At 52.9% G+C, this 17,522-nt stretch carries 21 protein-coding genes; 6 read left to right on the top strand and 15 right to left on the bottom strand.

Going from position 1 to position 17,522, the window contains the following annotated elements; all coding sequences use genetic code 11:
- The first annotated feature begins 2 nt into the window (after positions 1-2).
- The 3 genes from On2M_RS03155 to On2M_RS03145 all read left to right on the top strand — a co-directional run bounded on the left by On2M_RS03155 (position 3) and on the right by On2M_RS03145 (position 2,799).
- Positions 3-851: an SDR family oxidoreductase gene (locus On2M_RS03155; RefSeq protein ID WP_210904360.1), complete on the top strand. Its 849-nt coding sequence runs from the start codon at positions 3-5 to the stop codon at positions 849-851.
- A gap of 81 nt (positions 852-932) precedes the next feature.
- Positions 933-1,757, top strand: a complete 825-nt coding sequence (locus On2M_RS03150) for an AraC family transcriptional regulator (protein WP_151224470.1) — start codon at positions 933-935, stop codon at positions 1,755-1,757.
- Positions 1,758-1,833: 76 nt separating this feature from the next.
- The gene (locus tag On2M_RS03145) at positions 1,834-2,799 is read left to right on the top strand and encodes a DMT family transporter (RefSeq protein ID WP_210904656.1); all 966 of its coding nucleotides are present in this window, start codon (positions 1,834-1,836) and stop codon (positions 2,797-2,799) included.
- A 64-nt stretch (positions 2,800-2,863) separates the two neighbouring features.
- Here the strand turns inward: On2M_RS03145 and On2M_RS03140 are convergent, their stop codons facing one another.
- A complete protein-coding gene (locus On2M_RS03140) occupies positions 2,864-4,435 on the bottom strand; it encodes a methyl-accepting chemotaxis protein (RefSeq protein ID WP_151224469.1) in 1,572 nt (523 codons plus the stop codon).
- Positions 4,436-4,679: 244 nt separating this feature from the next.
- Between On2M_RS03140 and ytfE the strand changes: the two genes are divergently transcribed.
- Complete coding sequence (ytfE, locus tag On2M_RS03135; protein WP_151217382.1) at positions 4,680-5,342, top strand: iron-sulfur cluster repair protein YtfE; 663 nt, start codon at positions 4,680-4,682, stop codon at positions 5,340-5,342.
- 82 nt (positions 5,343-5,424) lie between these two features.
- Here the strand turns inward: ytfE and cycA are convergent, their stop codons facing one another.
- Both cycA and fklB read right to left on the bottom strand, forming a co-directional pair.
- On the bottom strand, positions 5,425-6,834 hold the full coding sequence (gene cycA / locus On2M_RS03130; RefSeq protein WP_151217380.1) for a D-serine/D-alanine/glycine transporter: 1,410 nt from the start codon (positions 6,832-6,834) through the stop codon (positions 5,425-5,427).
- A gap of 308 nt (positions 6,835-7,142) precedes the next feature.
- The gene (gene fklB / locus On2M_RS03125) at positions 7,143-7,763 is read right to left on the bottom strand and encodes an FKBP-type peptidyl-prolyl cis-trans isomerase (protein ID WP_003025685.1); all 621 of its coding nucleotides are present in this window, start codon (positions 7,761-7,763) and stop codon (positions 7,143-7,145) included.
- 219 nt (positions 7,764-7,982) lie between these two features.
- Here fklB and On2M_RS03120 point away from each other — a divergent pair, with 219 nt between their 5' ends.
- A complete protein-coding gene (locus tag On2M_RS03120; protein WP_151224468.1) occupies positions 7,983-8,633 on the top strand; it encodes an OapA family protein in 651 nt (216 codons plus the stop codon).
- 55 nt (positions 8,634-8,688) lie between these two features.
- Here the strand turns inward: On2M_RS03120 and On2M_RS03115 are convergent, their stop codons facing one another.
- The 6 genes from On2M_RS03115 to On2M_RS03090 all read right to left on the bottom strand — a co-directional run bounded on the left by On2M_RS03115 (position 8,689) and on the right by On2M_RS03090 (position 12,120).
- A complete protein-coding gene (locus On2M_RS03115; protein WP_210904358.1) occupies positions 8,689-9,612 on the bottom strand; it encodes a DMT family transporter in 924 nt (307 codons plus the stop codon).
- Between the two features lie 145 nt (positions 9,613-9,757).
- Entirely contained in the window at positions 9,758-10,207 is a 450-nt protein-coding gene (rplI, locus tag On2M_RS03110; RefSeq protein WP_003025676.1) for a 50S ribosomal protein L9, read from the bottom strand.
- A 41-nt stretch (positions 10,208-10,248) separates the two neighbouring features.
- Positions 10,249-10,476: a 30S ribosomal protein S18 gene (rpsR, locus tag On2M_RS03105; protein WP_000135199.1), complete on the bottom strand. Its 228-nt coding sequence runs from the start codon at positions 10,474-10,476 to the stop codon at positions 10,249-10,251.
- A gap of 4 nt (positions 10,477-10,480) precedes the next feature.
- Positions 10,481-10,795, bottom strand: a complete 315-nt coding sequence (gene priB / locus On2M_RS03100) for a primosomal replication protein N (protein ID WP_003025674.1) — start codon at positions 10,793-10,795, stop codon at positions 10,481-10,483.
- Between the two features lie 6 nt (positions 10,796-10,801).
- Positions 10,802-11,197: a 30S ribosomal protein S6 gene (rpsF, locus tag On2M_RS03095; RefSeq protein WP_003025672.1), complete on the bottom strand. Its 396-nt coding sequence runs from the start codon at positions 11,195-11,197 to the stop codon at positions 10,802-10,804.
- A 158-nt stretch (positions 11,198-11,355) separates the two neighbouring features.
- Positions 11,356-12,120 (bottom strand): TSUP family transporter, encoded by a 765-nt coding sequence (locus On2M_RS03090; RefSeq protein WP_151217375.1) that lies wholly within the window; start codon positions 12,118-12,120, stop codon positions 11,356-11,358.
- A 298-nt stretch (positions 12,121-12,418) separates the two neighbouring features.
- On the opposite strand from On2M_RS03090, the gene yjfY reads away from it, so the two are divergent.
- Entirely contained in the window at positions 12,419-12,694 is a 276-nt protein-coding gene (yjfY, locus tag On2M_RS03085) for a DUF1471 family protein YjfY (protein WP_151224466.1), read from the top strand.
- A 132-nt stretch (positions 12,695-12,826) separates the two neighbouring features.
- Here yjfY and On2M_RS03080 read toward each other — a convergent pair whose 3' ends face one another.
- The 6 genes from On2M_RS03080 to ulaA are packed head-to-tail and all read right to left on the bottom strand — an operon-like array spanning position 12,827 to position 17,235.
- A complete protein-coding gene (locus tag On2M_RS03080; protein WP_210904356.1) occupies positions 12,827-13,513 on the bottom strand; it encodes an L-ribulose-5-phosphate 4-epimerase in 687 nt (228 codons plus the stop codon).
- Positions 13,513-14,367 carry an L-ribulose-5-phosphate 3-epimerase gene (locus tag On2M_RS03075; RefSeq protein WP_210904355.1) on the bottom strand — a complete coding sequence of 285 codons (855 nt, stop codon included), beginning with the start codon at positions 14,365-14,367 and terminating at the stop codon, positions 13,513-13,515. Before On2M_RS03075 ends, On2M_RS03080 begins: the two co-directional genes overlap by 1 nt.
- A gap of 9 nt (positions 14,368-14,376) precedes the next feature.
- A complete protein-coding gene (gene ulaD, locus On2M_RS03070; protein WP_151217368.1) occupies positions 14,377-15,027 on the bottom strand; it encodes a 3-keto-L-gulonate-6-phosphate decarboxylase UlaD in 651 nt (216 codons plus the stop codon).
- A 12-nt stretch (positions 15,028-15,039) separates the two neighbouring features.
- Positions 15,040-15,507, bottom strand: a complete 468-nt coding sequence (ulaC, locus tag On2M_RS03065; protein WP_151217366.1) for a PTS ascorbate transporter subunit IIA — start codon at positions 15,505-15,507, stop codon at positions 15,040-15,042.
- Positions 15,508-15,516: 9 nt separating this feature from the next.
- On the bottom strand, positions 15,517-15,822 hold the full coding sequence (ulaB, locus tag On2M_RS03060; protein ID WP_003025655.1) for a PTS ascorbate transporter subunit IIB: 306 nt from the start codon (positions 15,820-15,822) through the stop codon (positions 15,517-15,519).
- 15 nt (positions 15,823-15,837) lie between these two features.
- Complete coding sequence (gene ulaA, locus On2M_RS03055; protein ID WP_151217364.1) at positions 15,838-17,235, bottom strand: PTS ascorbate transporter subunit IIC; 1,398 nt, start codon at positions 17,233-17,235, stop codon at positions 15,838-15,840.
- Between the last annotated feature and the right edge of the window lie 287 nt (positions 17,236-17,522).

Here is a 17,522-nt window from a genome sequence, read left to right as displayed (position 1 = left end):
CCATGATCGCGATTACCGGCGCCACCGGCCAACTGGGCCAACACGTTATTGAAACTTTGCTGAAAACCGTTCCTGCCAGCCACATTGTGGCCATTGTACGTAACCCTGCGAAAGCGACGGCGCTTAGCCAGCAGGGCATTACCGTTCGTCAGGCGGATTACAGCGATGAAGCCGCCTTTACAACTGCCCTACAGGGTATCGACAAGCTACTGCTGATCTCGTCGAGCGAAGTGGGACAACGCGCCCCACAGCATCGCAACGTAATTAACGCGGCAAAAGCTGCCCACGTGAAATTTATCGCCTACACCAGCCTGCTGCACGCTGACACCTCCCCGCTGGGGCTGGCTGATGAGCATGTGGCAACCGAGCAGATGCTGGCTGAATCCGGTATCGCCTACGCGCTACTGCGTAACGGCTGGTACACCGAAAACTATCTCGCCAGCGCACCGGCTGCTCTGGAACATGGCGTGTTTATCGGGGCTGCAGATGAAGGCAAAATTGCCTCAGCGACCCGCGCCGACTATGCCGCTGCCGCCGCGCGCGTCATCAGTGAAGACGGTCACGCCGGTAAAACCTATGAGCTGGCGGGCGACGCAGGCTGGATCCTGAGCCAGTTGGCTGCCGAGCTGGCAAAACAGAGTGGTAAAAAAGTGGTGTATCAGAACCTGAGCGAAGCTGATTTTGCCGCCACGCTAAAAGGTGTAGGTCTGCCTGCCGGACTGGCGGACATGCTGGCTGACTCAGACACTGGCGCCTCCAAAGGCGGTCTGTTCGACGACAGCCATACGCTGAGCAAACTGATTGGTCGCCCGACCACATCGCTGGCTGACAGCGTCAAAGGCATCGTGTAAATGTTAAAAATTAGTTAATTGTGGTGGCATCCCCGCGCATCCTCTCTGATAATGACAGAATGATGCGTGGGGAGAGAAAACGTGCAAGGTGTACCTGAGCAGTTTATTGATGAGAAAGACAGCGCCCGCTTTCGCCATCTGGCGCAGGTGCCCGGCGTTGAGTTGTATCATGCGCATATCTCGCGTTACGCCTTTGAGCCGCACACTCATGAAGCGTTTGGTATCGGCGCGATAGAAGCCGGAGCCGAACGCTTTCGCTATCGCGGCACGCAGTACGTGGCCCCCGCCCAGTCCGTCGTCACCATGAATCCCGATGAGCTGCACACCGGCGAAGCCGAAACCGCCGACGGCTGGCGCTATCGGATGATCTATCTTGAACCCGATCTTCTGGAGGAGGTCACCGGGATCCGCCACTGGTGGTTCCATGACGTTACCCGTCACGATCCGCTGCGCTCGCGTCAGATCTGTTCATTGATCCACGGTCTGTGGAACACGGAAGATCCGCTGGCGCAAAAAGGATTATTACTCGATCTGATCGACACGTTCCAACCGCTGGCCCGCCATGCGCCGGTATTGCCGGAGGGGGCGCATCGCTTTGAACGAGTCCGCGAGTATCTGCACGATAACTATATGCACCCGGTCACGCTCGACGAACTGGCGCGGGTGGCATCGCTGAGTCCCTGGCATTTTCAGCGCCAGTTCAAATTGCATTTCCACGTCACGCCGCACCAGATGCTGATGGCGATCCGCCTGTGGCGAGCTAAAGGTTTTCTCACTCACGGTATGCCCGCCGCAGAGGTCGCCGCCGCAACCGGCCTCACCGACCAGTCGCATCTCACCCGCGCGTTTACCCATCGCTACGGCATTACGCCGGTGCGTTATCAGAAACAAGTCGTCCGGCGTTGATCAGCAATCTCATACAATACCGCGGCATTTTTCCTGCCTACACTCGACTTATTGTTAAGCGATGTGGATGTCAAAAATGATTAGCGGCGTGTTGTATGCCCTGCTGGCTGGGCTGATGTGGGGATTAATTTTTGTTGGGCCGCTGATCGTACCGGCATACCCGGCGGTGTTACAGTCGATGGGGCGTTATCTGGCGCTGGGGCTGATAGCGTTGCCGATCGCCTGGCTGGGGCGTGTGCGCCTGCGCCAGTTGACGCGTAAAGACTGGATAACGGCGCTGGCACTAACGATGATGGGTAACCTGGTCTATTACGTTTGTCTGGCAAGCGCCATCCAGCGCACCGGAGCACCGGTCTCAACCATGATAATCGGTACCTTGCCGGTGGTGATCCCGATCTTCGCTAACCTGCTCTATAGCCAACGCGACGGCAAATTATCATGGTGGCGTTTGTCGCCTGCGCTGGTGTTAATTGGCATGGGTCTGCTGTGCGTGAATATTTCGGAGCTGAATCAGGGCCTCCCCGACTTTAGCGGCTGGCGATATGGCTCTGGCATCGCGCTGGCGCTGATTTCGGTGGTGTGTTGGGCGTGGTATGCACTGCGTAATGCCCGCTGGCTACGCGAAAATCCGGATAAGCACCCAATGATGTGGGCGACGGCCCAGGCACTGGTGACGCTGCCTGTATCCCTGTTCGGTTATATTGCCGCCTGCCTCTGGCTGAACGGGCAAACGCCGGACTTCGCTCTGCCCTTCGGCCCGCGTCCGGGCGTGTTTATCGGCCTGATGATAGCCATTGCGGTCTTGTGTTCGTGGGTTGGCGCACTGTGCTGGAACGTCGCCAGCCAGAAGCTGCCGACGGTGATCCTCGGTCCGCTGATTGTGTTTGAAACACTGGCAGGCCTGTTGTACACCTTTATACTACGCCAGGAATTTCCGCCGTTGCTGACGATAAGCGGCATTACGCTGCTGATGGTTGGGGTAGTGATAGCCGTCAGAGCCAAGCCGCAGAAACCCAGCGTTGTCGTGGTACCACAATCATAATGTGCCGGATGGCGCTGCGCTAATCCGGCCTGGGGAATAATACCTTGCAGGCCGGATAAGGCGTTTACGCCGTCATCCGACGCGACACTTTAAACACCGCCACTGTCTGATTCAATCGTGCAGCCTGCTCTTCGAGCGCAGCGGCAGCGGAAGCAGACTCCTCCACCAGCGAGGCGTTTTGTTGCGTGACGCGATCCATCTCAGCCACCGCCTGGCCTACCTGATCGATACCCCGACTCTGTTCATCAGAGGCCGAGGCAATCTCGCCCATAATATCGGTCACGCGAGTCACGGCGCTGACAATTTCCGCCATCGTTTCACCCGCTTCATGAACCAGCGCTGTACCGGCATTGACCCGATTCCCCGAGTCATCAATCAGCGCCTTAATCTCTTTCGCTGCTTGAGCGCTACGCTGCGCCAGCGTGCGAACCTCGCCTGCAACTACTGCAAAGCCACGCCCCTGTTCACCCGCTCGCGCCGCTTCTACCGCCGCGTTCAGCGCCAGAATATTGGTCTGGAAAGCTATGCCGTCGATAACATTGGTAATTTGCGCGATTTTGCTGGAACTGGTAGCGATCTCATCCATAGTACGCACCACGCTATCAACCACTGTTCCGCCTTTTTGCGCCGTCTGTGAGGCGTTTTTTGCCAGACTGGTCGCCTGACGCGCGTTATCCGCATTCTGTTTCACGGTCGCGGTGAGTTGTTCCATGCTGGCAGCGGTCTCTTCCAGAGAAGCGGCCTGCTGCTCGGTACGTGAAGAGAGATCGTTACTGCCAGCGGCAATTTCACCCGCACCGGTATAGATGGTGTCAGCCCCGTCACGCACTACGCCGACCGTATTCGCCAGCGCCTGCTGCATCTCGCGGACGTTGCCTGCCAGCAGCGCCATTTCATTACTGCCATCGGCGTTGATGCGGTGCGTCAAATCACCCGCGGCAATGTGGCGAATATGTGCCATCACTTCGTGGAGCGGCTTGAGTAACACTCGCTGCATCGCCAGCCAGCTGGCGATAATCACGCCGACAACAATTAGCATCACTGCGGACAGCAACCAGATTATCTTCTGATAATCACTTTCATTGTCCTGCACTCCGGCAGTGGCCAGCGCCGTTTGCGCGCTACGCCATTCCCGATAAACGGCCTGCATCGCCGTTTGCTTTTGCTCGGCATTCTGTTTGAACATCTCCTCCAGCTTACCTTCAGCCAGCAGCGCGTTCATTTTAGCCAGCGTTGCAGAATAGATACCGTACTGTTCTTCCAGTCGATCGGCCAGATGCTCATCCAGTCCCGGCGTTTCCGGCAAGGCGTAGTAGGTATCGTAATGCTCTTTCGATTCGGCCAACAGACGATTTGCCGTGTTCACCAGTTCCTTCAACTGACCACCATTGATATCGCTGGCCATCGTTCCCTGTAAACGCAGCATGCCCCTGTTGAGCGTAACACGAGCCTGGTTCAGGCTAATCCACGCATCGGTAAACTCAGCCACGTTCTGGCTGGAAAGCTGCGAGACGTTAAAGTTTTGTTTATCATTATTGAGCGCGCCAATAAACACGCCCGCGGAGATGAGCTGCATTGCGCCCAGGGCGAGTAACACAGTGATAAGTAAGGTTATCACTTTAATTCGTTTGAACATCTGTAGCCTTTTATTATGCAGGTATTGTCTGAGGTCTAACTATCGGCAGCGGCGTGCGCTTATTTAACACTGTCGCGTGGCTTTTTTCGCCGTCCCCCTCCTTTCCAATAAGATTCAGCACCTTAACGAAATAAGAAATTCTTGTGACATTCATCACAAAAAAACCCACCCCGAAAGGGTTATATCCTTCACCATAACTTGTATTTAAAATGCATCTTATATTATTGAGAATGAGGTAACGGCAATGTCTTATCGCGATCAACCTTTAGGTGAACTGGCGCTCTCTATTCCTCGCGCTTCGGCCCTGTTTCGTAAATACGATATGGATTACTGCTGCGGCGGTAAGCAAACGCTGGCACGCGCTGCCGCGCGTAAAGAGCTGGATGTCGAAGCCATCGAATCCGAACTGGCAAAACTCGCTGAGCAGCCGCTGGAAAAAGACTGGCGTACCGTGGCGCTGGCTGAAATCATTGACCATATCGTTGTGCGTTATCATGACCGACACCGTGAACAGCTGCCGGAACTGATTCTGCAGGCCACTAAAGTTGAACGCGTTCACGCAGACAAACCGAACGTACCGCGCGGTCTGGCGAAAAACCTGACCATGCTGCATGAAGAGCTGTCCAGCCACATGATGAAAGAAGAGCAGATCCTGTTCCCGATGATCAAACAGGGCATGGGTAGCCAGGCGATGGGGCCAATCAGCGTGATGGAAAGCGAGCATGACGATGCGGGTGAACTGGTGGAAGTAATCAAACATATCACCCACAACGTGACGCCGCCGCCAGAAGCCTGCACCACCTGGAAAGCCATGTATAACGGCATTAACGAAATGATCGACGACCTGATGGAACACATCAGTCTGGAAAACAATGTGTTGTTCCCGCGTGCCCTCGCAGGTGAATAAAAAAGGCGCCCGAGAGCGCCTTCCTGAAGTCCGCATTCGGCCACTGTTTATGTGGCCTTTTTTGTGCCCGAGATGGCAACGCTTAACGCATACCTGCCATACGTTTCTTACCGATAAACAACCAGCCCAGACCCAGCGCGATGAACCACAGCGGTGTCACCATCAACGCCTGACGGGTATCATCTTCTAGCGTCAACAGCACAAGTACGAAGACGAAGAACGCCATACATACCCAGCACATCAGCTTGCCTAACGGCATCTTGTAGATTGATTTTTCATGCAGGTGCGGACGTTGCTTACGGTACACAAGGTACGAGCAAAGAATGATGGTCCAGACGAACATGAACAGAATCGCCGACACGGTAGTGATCATGGTGAACGCGCCAATTACGCTCGGGTTCACGTACAGCATCACCACGCCGCCCAACAGACAGATACAGGAGAAGGTTAAACCTTTCGCCGGAACTGCGCGTTTAGACAGCTTGGCAAACGCTTTAGGCGCAACGCCTTCCTGTGCCAGGCCGAACAGCATACGGCTTGTCGAGAACACGCCGCTGTTTGCGGAAGAGGCCGCTGAAGTCAGCACCACAAAGTTGATCAGGCTCGCTGCGGCAGGCAAACCAACCAGCACAAACAATTCAACAAATGGGCTCTTGGTTGGCACGACCGAGCTCCACGGCGTGACGGACATAATCACAATCAGCGCAAAAACGTAGAACATGATGATACGGATCGGAATCGAGTTAATGGCGCGCGGCAGAGATTTCTCCGGATCCTTGGTTTCCGCAGCGGTCGTTCCCACCAACTCAATACCCACAAACGCGAACACAGCTATCTGGAAGCCAGCAAAGAAACCGCTCAGACCTTTCGGGAACCAGCCACCGTCATTCCACAGATGCGTAAATGATGCCTGAACGCCGGTTGGCGACTGGAAGTGCGTCAATACCATCACCAGACCGACGACGATCAGGCCGATGATGGCGACGATTTTGATCATCGCAAACCAGAACTCCATCTCCCCAAACATTTTTACGGTGGCGAGGTTGAGGCTCAGAAGCAGCACAATCACCGCCAGCGAGGCGACCCAGTCTGACAGCTCGGGGAACCAGAATTGTGCATACGCCGTTATGGCGACAACGTCCGCCATCCCGGTAACGACCCAGCAGAACCAGTAGGTCCAGCCGGTAAAATATCCGGCCCATGGCCCGAGCAGGTCGGAGGCGAAATCACTAAACGATTTGTACTCCAGATTCGAGAGCAGCAATTCCCCCATCGCCCGCATCACGAAAAACAGCATAAAACCGATGATCATATACACAAAGATGATCGACGGCCCGGCGAGGCTGATAGTTTTACCTGAGCCCATAAACAGGCCGGTGCCGATAGCACCACCAATGGCAATAAGTTGAATATGACGGTTTGTGAGATTGCGCCGTAGCGACTGTTCAGTCGATGCCTCTTCAGCGGCGTCGACTTTTACCTGATCTACCATGTTTTTTCTTCCTGTACCTGTCTGTGTTGTTCAGGCTCTACGGCCTTTAGTGTGTCGATGATACGACGATCCTGTTATCAGGACTCATCGATATTAGGTAAGAATTGGCGGGATGAATACTAAGATTTAGATATAATGTTAATTTAATGTTTAAAGTGAGTGTCATATCACTCTGATAGCGCGAAACAGTTCACAAAAATACACGCTGATGCGGCATTTGCAAGATAAAATCTCGACATCGACGTAACAATAGCTTTTCACGCTATTTTTTTGCTCCCCCCGGCCTCGGGGGGAACAGAGTTCACTGCTTACAGGATCTCAAGCAGCTCAACGTCGAACACCAGCGTACTGAACGGAGGGATGGACGCGCCAGCGCCACGCTCGCCGTAAGCCAGTTCCTGAGGAATAGTCAGTTCCCATTTGGAACCTACCGGCATCAGGGTCAGCGCTTCAATCCAGCCTGGGATAACGCCGTTAACCGGGAATTCAGCCGGCTCACCGCGTGCGACAGAACTATCAAACACGGTACCGTCGATCAGTTTACCGGTATAGTGAACGCGAACGCGGTCAGTACGCGCCGGAATAGCACCTTCGCCCTGAGTCAGAACGCGGAACTGTAAACCGGATTCAGTGCTGTTCACACCCTCTTTCTCACGGTTTTCTTCCAGATATTTGACGCCATCAGCCGCCATAGCCTGGAAACGCTCGCGACGTACTGCATCAGCACGTTCGTGGATTTCACGCAGTGCGCGATGCACAACATCGACCGGCACTGCCGGGTGCTTACCTTCCAGCGCGTCAGCGATACCCGCTACCAGCGCTTCAGGCAACAGTCCTTCCAGTCCGGATTCGCTCAGCTGTTGTCCTACCTGCAAACCAATGCCGTAGCTTGCTTGCGCTTCGATAGTGTCAAAAGTCGGGTTAGCCATCATATTTCCTTTCATCGGATGTAAAGTAGCGGGCAGCATATCAGCCATGCCGCATCCGGTAAAACTTTGTCTCGGGAACAGATGACAAATCGCGAGGAAACATAAACAATAGGAATATCCCGCGTTGACGTCACGAAAGCGGGTAATATGACGAACATCATAGCGTTAGCCATCTATACTCTATGATCGAGGAACGAGACGCGGAGCAGGAGGAAAGCCATGCCCGGGCGCTTTGAATTAAAACCAACCCTGGCGAAAATCTGGCATGCACCGGACAATTTTCGCATTATGGACCCGCTACCGCCTATGCACCGACGCGGCATTATTATTGCTGCTATCGTGCTGGTGATCGGTTTCCTGCTTCCTTCCAGTGACACTACTGATGCCCCTGTGGTGACGCGTACTGCCCAACTGGATTTACAGTCACAGTCGCAACCGCCAACCGAGGCTCAGCTTCAGGCACAGTTAGTGGCCCCGCAAAACGATCCCGGCCAGGTCGCTCCGGTTGCACCGGAACCGATTCAGGAAGGAGAACCGGACGCGCAGCCGCAGGTTCAGCAATCTCAGCCGCAGACGCAACCTTTCCAACAGGATAACGGAATTGAGCAACAGTGGCGTTCTTATCGCGTCGACTCGGGCAAAACGCTGGCCCAGGTCTTCCGTGACCATAACCTCCCGCCAACCGATGTGTATGCAATGGCGCAGGTTGAAGGTGCAGGAAAACCGCTAAGTAATCTGAAAGACGGTCAGATGGTGCAGATCAGGCAGAATGCCAATGGCGTGGTGACCGGGTTAACCATCGATACCGGTAATGGCCAGCAGGTACTGTTTACCCGCCAGCCGAACGGCAGTTTTATTCGCGCCCGTTAAGCAGCACACATGTAAGCCTGATAAGCACAGCACCATCAGGCATCAAGGTGAAGCATCAGCGCTTCACCTTATTCACCCACCAGATCCCTGAACAAACCAGCACCAGCGCCAGCGCATATTTCCATTCGAGAATGTTTTCGCCGAGGAATATCGCCGACAGCACCGCTCCCGAAACCGGGATCAGAAAGTTAAACGGCGCAATCATCCCCACGCGGTTATGCTTGAGCAGAATACTCCACAAGGCAAAGGCGACCGAAGAGAGTAACGTCAGGTAGCCCAGAATCGCCACTGAAGATGCGCCATGTAAGGTCAACGAGCCCCCAAAAGCGTAGCCGCCGATAACCAGCGCCAGACCGCCACCGCCCAGTTGATACCCCGTCATTACCGTCGGTTCTACCGTCTGAGAAATGCGTTTACCGTATAACGTGGCGGCCGAAAGAATAAAGGCGGCCATCACCACTGAACCGTCACCTAACAGGCTGAAACTAAAATCCATTCCGCTGCTAAAGTTCACCACCATCACCCCAGCAAAGCCGAGGATACAGCCCAGTGCTTTGTTGTAGCTCAGTTTGTCATTATGGTAGATAAAATGGGCCAGCAGCACGCTGAAGAAGGTCCCGGTCGCATTCATGATGGAGCCTTTTACCCCCGTCGTGAACGCCAGGCCAATATAGAAGAAGATGTATTGCAGCGAGGTTTGCGTCAGTCCCAACAGCGTGAGCTGACCGTATTGACGCGGGCTTAACCGGCCAATCGGTTTACGCTGCGCCATCGCCAACAGTAGCAGCAATAATCCCGCAAACAGGAAGCGATAGCCGGCAAAGACAATTTTTGAGGGAATATCATCCGTGGCAATCTGGAAGATCTCATATCCGCTTTTTATAGCCGGATAGGCGCTCCCCCACAGCAGGCAGCAAAACGCCGCGCTCAGGTAGACAACATTTTTACGCGCAAACAGAGGTTGGTGCGTTGGTTCCATTCCATCACCACTTTGAAATAATGTTTTATTTTTATGATTATCCCGAAAAGGATAAAGAATAGCCAGAGCGAAAAGCGGGGGGGAAACAGAAAAGCAAAACGCCGGCACAGGGCCGGCGCTTTTACGCGGTTATCAGAATAAAAACTTATTCTGCAACTACGTTTACAGTCAGCTTAGCAAACACTTCGCTGTGAACCTGGAAGCTCACTTCGTGCTCACCAGTGGTACGCAGAACGCCGTTCGGCAGACGAACTTCGCTCTTAGCAACTTCAACGCCAGCTGCAGTTACAGCGTCAGCGATGTCGCGAGTACCGATGGAACCGAACAGTTTACCTTCGTCGCCAGCTTTAGACGCGATGGTTACGGTTTCCAGTGCGTTGATTTTCTCAGCACGAGCTTCAGCAGCGGACAGAACGTCAGCCAGTTTAGCTTCCAGCTCAGCGCGGCGCGCTTCGAAAAATTCAACGTTTTTCTTGGTAGCAGGAACAGCTTTACCCTGTGGTACCAGGAAGTTACGAGCATAGCCCGCTTTAACGTTAACCTGATCACCCAGGCTACCCAGGTTTGCTACTTTATCAAGCAGAATAACTTGCATTACCTTATCCTCTCAAAGTCGTATTAATGGACCGTGACCGATTACTGATGACGATCAGTGTACGGCAGCAGGGACAGGTAGCGAGCGCGTTTGATAGCGCGAGCCAGCTGACGCTGGTATTTTGCACGGGTACCGGTGATACGGCTTGGGACAATCTTACCGCTTTCGGTGATGTAGTTTTTCAGCGTAGCGATATCTTTATAGTCGATCTCTTGAACGCCTTCCGCGGTGAAACGGCAGAACTTGCGACGACGGAAATAACGTGCCATATGGCTAGTCTCCAGAATCTATCAATTCAATCTGCTCGGCATGCAGAACCATTTTGCTCAGGCCGTTCTTTGCCTTGTGGCAAGAGATGAACCCCTGAACGGTCACTGCGCTACCGACCGTTATACTGTGAGTAATGGCCTGGTTTTCGTGTCCGCTAATAATAACGGGCATTTGGCACCACGCCTGCCGGTGAAACCCGGCTTCCTCCTGCACAGAACGATGCTCAAGCACGAACTGGCAATGAGGAATTCCTGATGGACTGACCTTTCGAAGGGGAGCCCTGCACACGGTGCCGGACAACGCCAGACGGTTGGTCATCAGAAATTACTCTTCAGAATCCCCAGCTTCAGCATCATCTGCGGTTTCGTTAGCGAAATCATCGCGACGCTCACGGCGCTCGTCTTTCGCTTTAACCATCGGAGATGCTTCGGTAACAGCGTGTTTAGTACGCATAACCATGCTGCGGATAACGGCATCGTTGAAGCGGAAGGTAGTTTCCAGCTCATCGATCACTTCCTGCGGCGCTTCAACGTTCATCAGAACGTAGTGAGCTTTGTGCAGTTTGTTGATCGGGTAAGCCAGCTGACGGCGGCCCCAGTCTTCCAGACGGTGGATCGTGCCTTCTGCACCAGTGATGGCAGCAGTGTAGCGTTCGATCATACCCGGAACCTGTTCGCTCTGGTCAGGATGGACCATAAAAACGATTTCGTAATGACGCATCGAATTGCTCCTTACGGATTATTCAGCCTCCTGTCTGGGTCAGCCGAGGCCCATGGAGGCAAGGAACGTGTTAAAGGTCGGCTGAAAAATGACGCGTCATAATACTGGGGTCAGCCGCTAAACTCAAGGTGATTGTACGATTATTTACCATGCCGCAATTAATACATATCAAGCAGCATTTTGATGCTGATACAAATGGAGACAACGACAATCATCGGCCGGATAACTTTCTTCCCGCGCGTCAGTACCACCGTCGCGCCAAGACGTGCGCCAAGGGACTGACCAGCAAACATCACCAGCCCCAGCGACCAGATCATTTTACCGCCGAAAATGAAGAACAGAATCGAGGCGATGTTCGACGCCAGGTTGATAAAATTCGAGTGAATTTGCGCCTTATCGATGCTGTATCCCCACAGCAGGATGTAGCAGAGCGTATAAAAGGAGCCTGCTCCGGCACCGAGAAAACCATCATAAAACCCAATTCCTCCCCCGCAGATCAACGAGAAGAGAAACAGGGATACCTGCTGCTTTCTTTTCGGTTCGCTAAGATTAGGCGCAGAAATAAAGTAGATGGCGACCGCAATAATCAGGATCGGCAGCAGTTTCTTCAACACTTCTGGTTCAATAAACTGGATAAGCGTCGTGCCCAACGCAGAACCGATAAAGGCAGATAAAAAGACATATTTGTGTTCCTGCACATTAATATGTCCCCGGCGTAAAAAGTAAATTCCGGAGGTCAGCGAGCTGCCCAACGCCTGAATTTTATTGGTTGCCAGCGCATTGGCGGGGGGTAAACCAGAAATTAAGAGAGCGCCAATAGAGAGAAAACCACCGCCGCCCGACACTACATTAATAAAGCCTGCCACCAGCGCGACCATAAACATAATCACAAAGTAGCTGAAATCCATGAATGAAGTATCCATAAGTTTTTGCCTTATTATCATAAAGTTATATTAATTATCCGGCTCACTATAAACGGCGTACTCACCCGATTAAATTGACTATTTGGTAAGAGCTTATGCGCGCGAGGCAGGTATTTTTAACCGCAGCGGAAGGCTTCAGCTGATTGTTAATTAAAGAAAAGATGGCTTTGCGGTAATTTTTTGAACAACTGCATCAGAAATGGTCGCTATCGACTGCGCCGGGAGCGGTTAAAATTAAATCAGAAGTTATCCACTCACAGGAGAGAGCTAACCAGAGACCGCAATCGAGGAGGTACATATGCGAGCCCGTATTTTGCCCCTTCTGGCTGTACTTTTGCTCAGTGCAAATGCAACGGCAGCCATCAAAATTGACAATCATCAGGCCAGGAATATGGATGATGTGCAGAGCTTAGGCGTTATTTACATAAATCATAACTTCGCCACTGAAAGTGAAGCCACTCAGGCCCTGAATGAAGAAACCGATGTACAAGGCGCAACCTACTATCACGTGATCCTCACCAGGGAACCCGGTAGTAACGGAAATATGCATGCCAGTGCAGATATTTATCGCTAGCACCAGAAATAACCAACGAGAATATTGCCACAGTTTGATTTGCCCCCTTATCGGGGGCTTTTTTTTGCAAAAAAGTCCTGAAGCCAGACCGATCTCATCCCCATGAAGAGTTGGCTCCGGAACGTTTTTTTCTTACTTCTGGCCATAATAGGCATTTGGGCCGTGCTTTCGCATGAAGTGCTTATTCATCAGGTAACTGTCGATGGGGCTGAGCGCCGGGTTAATGCCACGCGCAATCCACGCCATTTTCGCCACTTCTTCCATGACCACCGCGTTGTGTACCGCATCGTGAGCATCTTTACCCCAGGCAAACGGACCGTGCTGATACACCACAATACCCGGCGAATGTAATGGTTCTACATTGCCCAGCGTTTCAATGATCACCTTGCCAGTATTCAGCTCATACTCGCCCTGCACTTCTTCTTCCGTCAATGCCCGGGTACAGGGAATATCGCCAAAGAAGTAGTCCGCGTGAGTGGTTCCCAGAGCCGGGATCGCCAGCCCTGCCTGCGCCCAGGCAGTGGCATGAGTAGAGTGCGTATGCACGACTCCGCCCAGCGACGGATAACGCTGGTAGAGCGCCAGGTGGGTGGCGGTATCGGAAGAAGGACGAAAGCCGCCTTCTATCACCTTCCCTGACATATCGACCACCACCATATCATCAACAGTCATGTGCTCGTAGGCGACACCACTGGGCTTGATCGCTACCAGCCCACGTTCACGGTCGATGGCACTGACGTTACCCCAGGTAAATGTCACCAGCCCGTAGCGTGGCAGATCCATATTGGCTTCAAAAATCTGCTGTTTAAGTTTTTGCATTACACCGACTCCATCAGACCTGCGCTGGCCATACGCGCTTTCACCCAATCGCGCGCTTTCGCGACTTCACGTGCCGGATCGTCCGCTGTTTCACTCCACATCTCAATCAGGTATGGCCCGCAGTATCCACTCTGTTTGAGCGTCACAAAACAACGCTCGAAATCAACGATCCCTTCACCAAACGGCACATTTTTGAATACACCTGGTTTAGTATCCTTCACGTGTACCGCGACGATATGGCCTACCCCAGCCTGCAGCTCCATCTGCACGTCGTTGTCCCACGCCGACAAATTACCAATATCGGGATACAGCTGGAACCACGGATTGTTGAGATAGTGAGCATAACCCAGCGCCTTGCTGATCGAATTCATCAGCGGATAATCCATGATTTCCATCGCCAGCGTCACCTGCGCACGGCTCGCCATCTCCACGCTCTCTTTTAGTCCATCGCGAAACCGACGACGCGTTTCGTTATTGGCCTGCTGGTAATAAACGTCGTAACCCGCCAGTTGAATAACGCGAATACCGATATCCTGCGCAAACTGAATGGCTTTACGCATAATCTCCAGCCCCTGTTCGCGCACCCGATCATCTTCACTACCAAGCGGAAAACGACGGTGGGCGCTCAGGCACATGGACGGTACGCGTATCCCGGTTTCGGCGATAGCGGCCACCAGCGCCAGTCGCTGCTCGCGGTTCCAGTCAAGACGCGCCAGGCGAACGTCGGTTTCATCAACCGACATTTCGACAAAGTCAAAGCCCAGTTCCTTCGCCAGTTGCAAGCGTTCCAGCCAGCACTCCCCGCCGGGGAGTGCTTTTTCATAAATACCGAGCGGGACCTGTTTCGACAACATAGTCGCTCCTTATCCCCACAGCTGGGCGATGGAACGTTTGAACTGACGTGCGGCCTCAACCGGAGAAGCGGCGTCGCGAATGCTGCGACCAGCGATAAAGACGTGAATCGGGATCCCCTGGAACAACGGCAGGTCCTCCAGCGCCAGACCGCCGGTCACGGTAACTTTAAAGCCCATATTGGCCAGACGCTTGATCGCGCTGATATCCGCCTCTCCCCACGCCACGCCTGCCGCCTGCGCATCACGACTGCGGTGATAGACAACTTGCCCAATACCCGCGTCACGCCACTCCTGCGCCTGCTCCCAGGTCCAGTAGCCGGTCAGTTCAATCTGTACGTCACCGTTAAATTCTTTCGCCACCGCCAGAGCACCCTTGGTGGTGTTGATATCGGCACAGCAGATGACGGTTACCCAGTCTGCGTTGGCTTCGAAACACATGCGGGAGAGGATTTTGCCCGCGTCGGCAATTTTAGCGTCCGCCAGCACAATTTTATGCGGGTAAAGCGCCTTCAGATCGCGAACGGCACGAACGCCCTCTGCCACGCAAAGAATAGTACCCACCTCAATGATATCGACCTCTTCGGCAATCAGACGCGTCGTTTCATACGCGGAAGACATTGATTGGTTGTCCAGCGCAACCTGCAACATAGGTAATGACATTTTGGTATCCTTTTAAACAGCCGCCGCGGTGGCGTTATCAATTAAATCCAGCACTTCCTGCGCGGTGCAGCAGGCGCGTAAACGGTCGAAATTGGCTTCGTCGTCAAACAGATTCACGATCTGCATGATGCCTACTTCCTGATGCGTGTTGGCATCAACTGCCGCCATCGTTATCAGGATATCGACCGGGTCGTTATCTTCGTGGTTAAACACCAGCGGAGTTTTCAGCGTTACCAGCGCGAAGCCCGTTTTTTTGACGCCCTCTTCCGGGCGACCGTGCGGCATCGCCAGACCGGGTGCGATCACAAAGTACGGACCAAACTGCTCGACTCCGTCGAGGATCGCCTGGTAGTAACGTGGTTCAACCACATCAGCCTTAACCAGCAGATCCACGCCAAGCTTTACCGCTTCCTGCCAGGTGCTGGCCTCAGCCTGTAAAAGGATTGAATTATTGTCTGCCAGCGAATCACGTAATTTCATGGCGTGTCCTTACTTCACGTCCTGTGGGAAATGCGCTTTGATCACTTCCAGCAGTTTTGGTCCAAAATCGGCGGGAGACAGCATGTTGCGCACGCCGACAACATATTTATTGCCAGATACGGTAATCTCGCCGGCAATATGGGTAGAGGCGATGATGATATCTGCGCCGCTCAGTTCACTTTTGTATTCCCCCACGGCACAGCTGTTTACCGTATGGTCGATATTTGACTGGGTTAAAAACTGATCCACCTTCATTTTCATGATCATGGAACTGCCCTGCCCATTGCCACATACAGCCAGAATACGTACGGTCATAATCGGAACTCCTTTTTAAGCAGAGTGTTCTGCCAGTTGTTTTTCTGCGTCTTCCTCAGCGCGCAACGTGCGCCCTGCGAAAAACATATAAGCCAGTGCAATCAGAAGAATGACGACCATAAACACGATGCCGATGGAGGCGAAACCCTGCATCATCGGCGGCGCCAGAATTGACCAGTCCGCCATGCCCATCCAGGCGCTCATACCGGTAAGCTTCACCGCCCAGACGCAGCCGAAGATTTCGATCATCCCCATCACCAGGCAAATCTTGAGCGCCGCTCGCCAGCCGCCAAAGTGATTAGCAAATACGCCAATAGTGGCGTTCGAGAAGAACATCGGGATAAAGCCTGGGATAATCAGGATGGAGGAGCCGCAGCCCACAAGAATGCCCACTGCTATCAGTTGGCCAATGGTGCCCCACATAAAACCCCAGACCACCGCGTTAGGAGCAAAGCTATAAATCGCCGCGCAGTCGATGGCCAGCACCGCGCCGGGAATCAAACGCTGAGAGATACCGTTGAACGCTTCTGAAAGTTCAGCAACGAACATGCGTACGCCCTGAGTGATGATGAAAATAGCGACGGCGAACGAAAAACCAGTTTGCAAGATATAGACCGTCCAGTGGGTTTTACCCGCCATCGCCTGAACCACATCAATGCCAAAAGAGAGCAGGATAGCGCCGAAGAAAATGGTCATCACAATCGCGGTAGAAACGATGTTGTCATGGAAGATATTCAGCCAACCTGGCAGCTTGAGATCTTCCACGCTCTCCTCTTTCTTACCTAAGTAAGGCGCGACTTTGTAGGCAATCCACGAGGCAAACTGCTGCTGGTGACCGATGGAAAAACCGCAACCGTCGGTCACTTCCTGGGTAGGCTTGTACATCATATTGGAGGTAATGCCCCAGTAGAGCGACACCAGCACCGCTGTACAGATGATGGTCGTCCACATGGAATAGCCAAAGATGTAGAAAGAAACGGCGATCAGGCCCGCCTGCTGGAACATGATGTGCCCGGTCAGCATGATGGTGCGAATACCGGTAATCCGCCGTAGCAGTACGTAACAAATGTTTAGCGCCAGCGCCAACAGCACGGCATACCCTACCCAGCTATAGGCATCCCCCATACGTTCGATGGTTGCCATCATGGAAGCATAGGTATCGGAAATCGCACCGTTGATACCGTAAACCTCGGACATCTTCGCCACCACCGGTTTGAACGTGCTGGTGAGAATGCCAGACCCCGCCTGCAGCAGCATAAAACCGATAATCGTTTTGATCGTGCCTTTAATGATAACGCTGACACTTTTACGCAACAGGATATAGCCAAGACAGGTCACAATACCCAGCAACAGCGGGGCGTTGGTCATAACCTGATTAAAAAAGACGGTAAAGATGTTGTAGAGGATCTCCATAACGATCTCCAGTAGACGAAGTTGCCGGGCTTTCCAGATGCCCAGGATGTTGTCCACTCACTGTAATTTTCAAAAGTAATCACAACAAGATTAAATTTGATTAAATGTGATGCAGTACGCAAATAATTACCACATTTAAAGAGTGGATAATTAAGCAGTGCAACGAAAAATATCAAATGTTAATTAAATCAATAAATTACAATAAACCCCATAGCGTAAAACCACCTAAAATCATTACATTACCTTTTCTGTCATTGGTGCAAAGCTCAAAAATCCCCCATTGCCAA

The sequence above is a fragment of the Citrobacter sp. On2M genome (genome assembly GCF_018035235.1).
GTDB lineage: Bacteria > Pseudomonadota > Gammaproteobacteria > Enterobacterales > Enterobacteriaceae > Citrobacter > Citrobacter meridianamericanus.
The sequence above is the reverse complement of the archived record's forward strand: the minus strand, read 5'-3'. Positions and strand labels throughout refer to the sequence as shown.

Bases quoted from the DNA above. Each gene is read 5' to 3' on its own strand.
- rpsR (WP_000135199.1), bottom strand. From the start codon at position 10,476: ATGGCACGTTATTTCCGTCGTCGCAAGTTCTGCCGTTTCACCGCGGAA.
- On2M_RS03090 (WP_151217375.1), bottom strand. From the start codon at position 12,120: ATGGATACTTCATTCATGGATTTCAGCTACTTTGTGATTATGTTTATG.
- yjfY (WP_151224466.1), top strand. From the start codon at position 12,419: ATGCGAGCCCGTATTTTGCCCCTTCTGGCTGTACTTTTGCTCAGTGCA.
- On2M_RS03120 (WP_151224468.1), top strand. From the start codon at position 7,983: ATGCCCGGGCGCTTTGAATTAAAACCAACCCTGGCGAAAATCTGGCAT.
- On2M_RS03075 (WP_210904355.1), bottom strand. From the start codon at position 14,367: ATGTTGTCGAAACAGGTCCCGCTCGGTATTTATGAAAAAGCACTCCCC.
- ulaC (WP_151217366.1), bottom strand. From the start codon at position 15,507: ATGAAATTACGTGATTCGCTGGCAGACAATAATTCAATCCTTTTACAG.
- cycA (WP_151217380.1), bottom strand. From the start codon at position 6,834: ATGGTAGATCAGGTAAAAGTCGACGCCGCTGAAGAGGCATCGACTGAA.
- On2M_RS03155 (WP_210904360.1), top strand. From the start codon at position 3: ATGATCGCGATTACCGGCGCCACCGGCCAACTGGGCCAACACGTTATT.
- On2M_RS03145 (WP_210904656.1), top strand. From the start codon at position 1,834: ATGATTAGCGGCGTGTTGTATGCCCTGCTGGCTGGGCTGATGTGGGGA.
- priB (WP_003025674.1), bottom strand. From the start codon at position 10,795: ATGACCAACCGTCTGGCGTTGTCCGGCACCGTGTGCAGGGCTCCCCTT.
- fklB (WP_003025685.1), bottom strand. From the start codon at position 7,763: ATGGCTAACCCGACTTTTGACACTATCGAAGCGCAAGCAAGCTACGGC.
- rplI (WP_003025676.1), bottom strand. From the start codon at position 10,207: ATGCAAGTTATTCTGCTTGATAAAGTAGCAAACCTGGGTAGCCTGGGT.
- ytfE (WP_151217382.1), top strand. From the start codon at position 4,680: ATGTCTTATCGCGATCAACCTTTAGGTGAACTGGCGCTCTCTATTCCT.
- ulaD (WP_151217368.1), bottom strand. From the start codon at position 15,027: ATGTCATTACCTATGTTGCAGGTTGCGCTGGACAACCAATCAATGTCT.
- On2M_RS03115 (WP_210904358.1), bottom strand. From the start codon at position 9,612: ATGGAACCAACGCACCAACCTCTGTTTGCGCGTAAAAATGTTGTCTAC.
- rpsF (WP_003025672.1), bottom strand. From the start codon at position 11,197: ATGCGTCATTACGAAATCGTTTTTATGGTCCATCCTGACCAGAGCGAA.
- On2M_RS03140 (WP_151224469.1), bottom strand. From the start codon at position 4,435: ATGTTCAAACGAATTAAAGTGATAACCTTACTTATCACTGTGTTACTC.
- On2M_RS03080 (WP_210904356.1), bottom strand. From the start codon at position 13,513: ATGCAAAAACTTAAACAGCAGATTTTTGAAGCCAATATGGATCTGCCA.
- ulaA (WP_151217364.1), bottom strand. From the start codon at position 17,235: ATGGAGATCCTCTACAACATCTTTACCGTCTTTTTTAATCAGGTTATG.
- ulaB (WP_003025655.1), bottom strand. From the start codon at position 15,822: ATGACCGTACGTATTCTGGCTGTATGTGGCAATGGGCAGGGCAGTTCC.